Source organism: Nocardia sp. NPDC004604 (assembly GCF_040609795.1).
In the GTDB taxonomy this organism is placed as follows: domain Bacteria; phylum Actinomycetota; class Actinomycetes; order Mycobacteriales; family Mycobacteriaceae; genus Nocardia.
The window spans coordinates 1-5,307 of sequence record NZ_JBEXLC010000269.1 but is presented as its reverse complement, the minus strand read 5'-3'; the positions used below and the strand labels follow the sequence as shown (position 1 = coordinate 5,307).

At 66.4% G+C, this 5,307-nt stretch carries 6 protein-coding genes and 1 pseudogene; 5 read left to right on the top strand and 2 right to left on the bottom strand.

Annotated elements, in window-relative coordinates; genetic code table 11:
* Window positions 1–335, top strand: a pseudogene (locus tag ABZW16_RS42855) (hypothetical protein); the annotation flags it as partial.
* Window positions 336–359: 24 nt separating this feature from the next.
* On the opposite strand, the gene ABZW16_RS42850 reads toward ABZW16_RS42855, so the two are convergent.
* Window positions 360–860 carry a MarR family transcriptional regulator gene (locus ABZW16_RS42850; RefSeq protein WP_354961900.1) on the bottom strand — a complete coding sequence of 167 codons (501 nt, stop codon included), beginning with the start codon at window positions 858–860 and terminating at the stop codon, window positions 360–362.
* A gap of 106 nt (window positions 861–966) precedes the next feature.
* On the opposite strand from ABZW16_RS42850, the gene ABZW16_RS42845 reads away from it, so the two are divergent.
* The 4 genes from ABZW16_RS42845 to ABZW16_RS42830 all read left to right on the top strand — a co-directional run bounded on the left by ABZW16_RS42845 (window position 967) and on the right by ABZW16_RS42830 (window position 4,323).
* Window positions 967–1,893, top strand: coding sequence for an EamA family transporter (locus tag ABZW16_RS42845; RefSeq protein ID WP_354961899.1), 927 nt, complete (start codon window positions 967–969; stop codon window positions 1,891–1,893).
* Between the two features lie 85 nt (window positions 1,894–1,978).
* Window positions 1,979–2,740, top strand: a complete 762-nt coding sequence (locus ABZW16_RS42840) for a MerR family transcriptional regulator (RefSeq protein ID WP_354961898.1) — start codon at window positions 1,979–1,981, stop codon at window positions 2,738–2,740.
* Between the two features lie 283 nt (window positions 2,741–3,023).
* The gene (locus ABZW16_RS42835; RefSeq protein ID WP_354961897.1) at window positions 3,024–3,572 is read left to right on the top strand and encodes a hypothetical protein; all 549 of its coding nucleotides are present in this window, start codon (window positions 3,024–3,026) and stop codon (window positions 3,570–3,572) included.
* 70 nt (window positions 3,573–3,642) lie between these two features.
* A complete protein-coding gene (locus ABZW16_RS42830) occupies window positions 3,643–4,323 on the top strand; it encodes a hypothetical protein (protein WP_354961896.1) in 681 nt (226 codons plus the stop codon).
* Between the two features lie 286 nt (window positions 4,324–4,609).
* On the opposite strand, the gene ABZW16_RS42825 is transcribed toward ABZW16_RS42830, so the two are convergent.
* Complete coding sequence (locus ABZW16_RS42825; RefSeq protein ID WP_354961895.1) at window positions 4,610–5,242, bottom strand: helix-turn-helix domain-containing protein; 633 nt, start codon at window positions 5,240–5,242, stop codon at window positions 4,610–4,612.
* Between the last annotated feature and the right edge of the window lie 65 nt (window positions 5,243–5,307).

Sequence of the window (5,307 nt, the reverse complement as noted above, 5' to 3'; positions counted from 1 at the left end):
GCGGTGTGCTCGGACCGCAGGATGGGGCGTTGCCCGGAGCCACCCTCGGTCCCGAAAGTTCGGTGCCCGCAGATGTGCTCGGGCCGCGTGGTGTGGTGCCGCCGGGCAGTAGTGTTTCGCCCGGGGCGGTGCTGCCCGGAGGTGCCCGTGGACCCGAGAGTGCCGCAGCGCCAGGAGGTTTCGTAGCGCCGGGCAGTAACGCTGTGCCGAATTCCACGGTTGTGCCCGGGGGTACCGTCGCACCGAGGACCGCGTCGACCCCGACCCCGCCACGTCCACCGGCTGTCTCCGGTGGGCCGACGAGCGAAGAACTGTGGCAGGAGGACGCGGGGTAGGCCCTGGTTCGGGTAGGTACTGGGTCAGGATGCAGGGGTATCGCCGAGTGATTCGGCCAGGGTGCGGAGATGGTCTGCCAGCTGATCTCGGTTTGGTTGATCCAGTACGGCGAGTAGGCGCTGTTCGTTTGCCATGTGCAGGGGCAGCAGTTCGTCGATCAGGGTGCGGCCGGTCGGGGTGAGCTGGACGAGGATGGCTCTGCGGTCCTCTGCGCACGGGACGCGCTCGACCAGGCCCTTGGCCGCCAGTCGGTCTATACGGTTGGTGATGGCGCCCGAGGTGAGCATGGCGACCTGGTTCAGCGCGCCCGCGGTGAGTCCCTTCGCGCCGCCGGAGCGCCGCAGCGTCGCGAGCATGTCGAACTCCCAGAACTCGAGTCCGTGTCCGGCGAAGAACTTCTTCAGCTCCTGTTCCAGCAGTCGGGACAGCCGCTGGATGCGCCCGATCACCGCCATCGGTGATACGTCGACGTCCGGCCGTTCCCGGTTCCAGTGTGCGGTGAACAGATCGATCGCGTCGGCCACGGCGTTCCTCTCGATAGTGATTATCTCAACATTCATCTACTTGACGGCGAGATATGACAGCGGGTAGATATTTCAACGTTGAGATTATCAATGAGGAGCGACCGACATGACAACAACCACCGCCGCGCGTAGCTCGTACGCGGGCACCCTGGCGCTCGCCGCACTGGCCCCGATCACCTGGGGCTCCACCTACGCGGTCACCACCGAATTCCTGCCACCGGACCGTCCGCTCTTCACTGCGCTGATGCGCGCACTGCCCGCCGGGCTCGCGCTGCTCGCCATCACCCGAGTCCTGCCGCGCGGCATCTGGCTCGGGCGCGCCGCCGCACTCGGCGTCCTCAATATCGGTGCGTTCTTCCCGCTGCTGTTCTTGGCCGCGTACCGGCTGCCCGGCGGTGTGGCCGGAGTGCTCGGCGCGGTCGCCCCGATGTTCGCGCTGGCCTTCGCGACCGTCGTACTCGCCGAAAAGCCCAATGGGCGCAAGGTGATCGCGGGTCTGATCGGTGTCTTCGGTGTCGCGCTCGTCGTGCTGCGGGCCAATGCCCAACTCGACACCGTCGGCGTCATCGCCGGACTCGCGGGCGCGGCGTCCATGGCGATGGGCACCGTGCTCACCCAGCGCTGGGGGCGGCCCGAAGGCGTCGGACCGCTCGCGATCACCGGCTGGCAGCTCACCGCGGGCGGCCTGTTCATCGCACCGCTCGCCTTCCTGATCGAGGGTGCACCGCCCGCGCTCGATGGTTCGGCCATCGGCGGCTACCTGTACCTCGGCGTGTTCGGCACGGCGCTGGCGTACTTCCTCTGGTTCCGCGGCATCTCCCGGGTGCCCGCCACCTCGGTCGCGTTCCTCGGACTGCTCAGCCCGGTCTCGGCGGCGCTGATCGGCTGGATCGCACTGGGGCAGGCGCTGAGCCCACTGCAGGTGCTCGGACTCGCCATCGCCCTCGGCGGCACTCTGCTCGGACAGGTGGTCGCCAAGCCACGGGTCGCGCCCGCGGTGACCGAGCGTCGTGTGCCGGTGGGAGTCCGTTAGAAAGTCCAGGTCGAAATGGGTTGACCTTGACGTAACGTCAACTTGCAAGCTGGTTGTACCGACGAGAAAGAAGGGAGAACAGGTCATGAACTCGGGCACCGAATGGTCCATCCAGGATCTGGCCAAGGCGGCCGGTACCACCAGCCGCACACTGCGCCACTACGGGCAGCTCGGGCTGCTGCCGCCGAGCCGGATCGGCGCCAACGGCTACCGCTTCTACGACCAGGACTCCCTGGTTCGGCTGCAACGCATCCTGCTACTGCGCGAACTCGGCCTCGGCCTTCCGGTCATCGCCGAAGTTCTCGCGGGCGAACAGGACACCGCCGCCGCGCTGCGCACGCACCTGGAACTGCTTCGGCACGAACAGGATCGGATCCGGCGCCAGATCGAGTCGGTAACCAACACGCTGCACAAGACGGAACGAGGTGAACAACTCATGGCAGCAGAGGTTTTCGACGGTTTCGACCACACTCGGTACAAGGATGAGGTGATCGAACGCTGGGGCAAGGACGCCTATGAGCGCAGCGACCGCTGGTGGCGTTCGCTCAGCGAGGCGGACAAGAACCTGCACTTCCAGGCCCACCTGGATATTGCCGCCGACTACGGCCGGGCGCACGCGGCCGGTCTCGCCCCCGATAGCGACGAGGTCCAGGCCATTGTCGCGCGGCACTACGAATGGGTGGGCGGCGGTTCCCAAAGCCGCCCGTCCTTCGAGCACTTCACCGGACTCGGCGAAATGTACGTCGCCGACCCGCGATTCGCGGCCAACTACGACGTACACGGTGAAGGGACAGCCGAATTCGTGCGCGACGCGATGAAGGCGTACGCCGAGGCCAACCTTCGGTAGTCCGAAAGCTCCCGTGCTACTGGGGGATCGAGAAGTGGGGCGTCCGCATATTGCGTGCGGGCGCCCCGCTTTGCGATATCTGCCGTGGCGATTCGGTTCCATGCGGCCGGGCACAGGCCGAGTGGGCGCACCGGCGATGTTTCGACCGGTAGCCGAACCGGTGGTGGCGCCGCTCGCGGCCGCCGTCGTGCCGTCGACCGGCCGCTGGATTGCGACGCTACTGAGCCGAGCCCGGCGGCCGTAGGATCGGGTGGTCCGCAACGAGCGGGGAGGAGCGTCGACGATGCTGTACAAGAGTGAGGATCGGGCCCCGAGTGGTGCGGTCGCGCAGACCGCCGCGGTGCTGGCGGTGCTCGGCGGACTGACCGATCTGATCGGTGGTACCGCGCTGCTGATCGACTTCATCGGCAATCGCAGCCGCTTCGATAATTCCCTCGTCATCTTCACCACACTCGGCGCGGCGCTCATGGCCTTCGCCCTGATCTTCGGCGGCGTCCAGCTCTGGCGTCAGGACGAGACCGGTCGGTACACGCTGGTCGTCGCGTCGGGCGTCTCGATCGCCATCGGCATTGTCGGACTGGCCTTTTCGCTCACCAACCACGAATTCGGCCTCGGTATCTTCTGGTGGTCCACCGCCGACCACCATGCCTGGGTGTCACCGCTGTTCGGCCTCGTCGGCCAGACAAGCGCCCTGATCCAGGAAAACCTGCTCCGCAGCGCGATAGACCTCGCCCTACCACTCCTCGTTCTCCTCTTGGCCGCCAATGGGTACGCCGCCCGCTGGACCGCTGCCCGCCGCACCCGTCCGCCCCACCCCGCCCTGACCTACTGATCGCGCTCGCATCGAGCGAAACCGCCATGGCGCGGTAGAGTTTCGCGATCGAAGTGGGAGGGAGATCTCGATGGGTTACCCATACGGCCAACCGGGTTATGGCTATCCGCAACCCACGTACGGCTATCAGCAGCGGGCGAGTGGTGGTACCGCGCTCACCGCAGCGGTCTTGGCGGTGATCGTCGGCCTACTCGGCCTTATCGGTGTGATCTTCGGATTGTGCGTCGCTATCAACGAGAGCAACAAATCGTCGGACTATCGCCGCTACGGCGCGCCACCACCGGAAGTGCCCGGCTACGTCTACGCCCTGATCGCACTCGGGGGACTCATCGCATTTCTCTGGCTGCTCGGTGCGATGCTCCTGTTCCGCCGGAGAACGGCGGGCCGGGTAATCCTGATCATCATGTCCTCGCTCAGCCTGATCGGCTCCGTTCTGGGCATTGTCACCCACAATCCCATCACTGTCATCGTGGGCGTAATCCCGCTGACCATCCTCATCTGCGCCTCCGTCGGTTCCACCGGCCGCTGGATAGCCGCGGCCCGCATGCCCCACCCATACGGTCAGCCGGTCCAACCGTATGCGGCGCCGTATGGTCAGCCCGTGCAGCCAACGGCCGCGCCTTATGTGCAACCTGCGCCCTTCGGGCAGGCATATGGCCAGGTACCAGATCCCTATCAGCAGCCCGGCTTTCAGCCCGGGCAGTACCCGCAACAGCCTCCTGTCGGTCAGCCGCCTTATCCGTACCAGTGACCTCCCCGCCGGCCTCGCTACGCGGACAGTCCAGTCGCGCTGAAGCCAGCTGCGCGCCGTATCGAAGACTGCACGCCGTACACCGGTGCAAGTGATGGCGCGGCACGCGGGCGATACCGCCGCGCTCGTGCACCTCCAGTCGCTTCGGAGCCGAGATCACTGCCATCGGATCGGTAATGGGTTCCGGTACCTCCCAATCGATGTCGATGGCGGCCAGTGCCCGCGCGGCGTGCCGGAATCAATGTGACGTGGCCGCAACTGTTTGCGGGCCGGGTGCGGCAGTCGACTAGCCCCGAAGCGCTTGCATCAGTTGGTCTTCGGTGATGGGGGGCACGGGGAGAGGGTGGGCGGCGGTGGCGCGGAGGCCATCGAGGAGTAATGCCAGGTAGCGGCGCCAGGCTTCGGGGGCGATCTTGGCGGTGGCTTCGATGATGCGGGTGTGCGACCAGGTGATGAAGGCGATGTCTTCCAGGACCCAGTCGGGGCGCAGTGCGCCGGATTCTTGTGCGCGGGTGACGATTCGGCGCATCAGGCCGTGACCGTATTCCTGGGCGCGGGCAATGGCGGGGCTCGGGGCGTCGCGTAGGGCGAGGTCGCTGAGCAGGCGGTCGGCGGCCTGGAGTTCGCAGACCTTTTCGACCAGGTAGACGAAGGAGTCCCAGGGGTCCTGGATTTCCAGCGCTTGCTGGGCGATGCGGGCGCCGGATCCGATGCGGTCCTCGACGGCGGCGGCGATGAGATCGTCGCGGGTCGGGAAGCGGTTGTAGAGGGTGCCGATGGCGACCCCGGCACGGGCGGCGATTTCCTTGAGCGGCGCGTCTAGGCCGCGTTCCTCGAAGACCGCGCGGGCGGCGGATACGAGCGCGTCCCGGTTGCGCTGGGCATCGCTGCGTAACGGCTTGTCCACGGTGCTCACCATTTGATTTCTTAGCCACAAATGTATCTCCATCTACAACCCGATCAACGTGGACTTTTTCTTTTCCT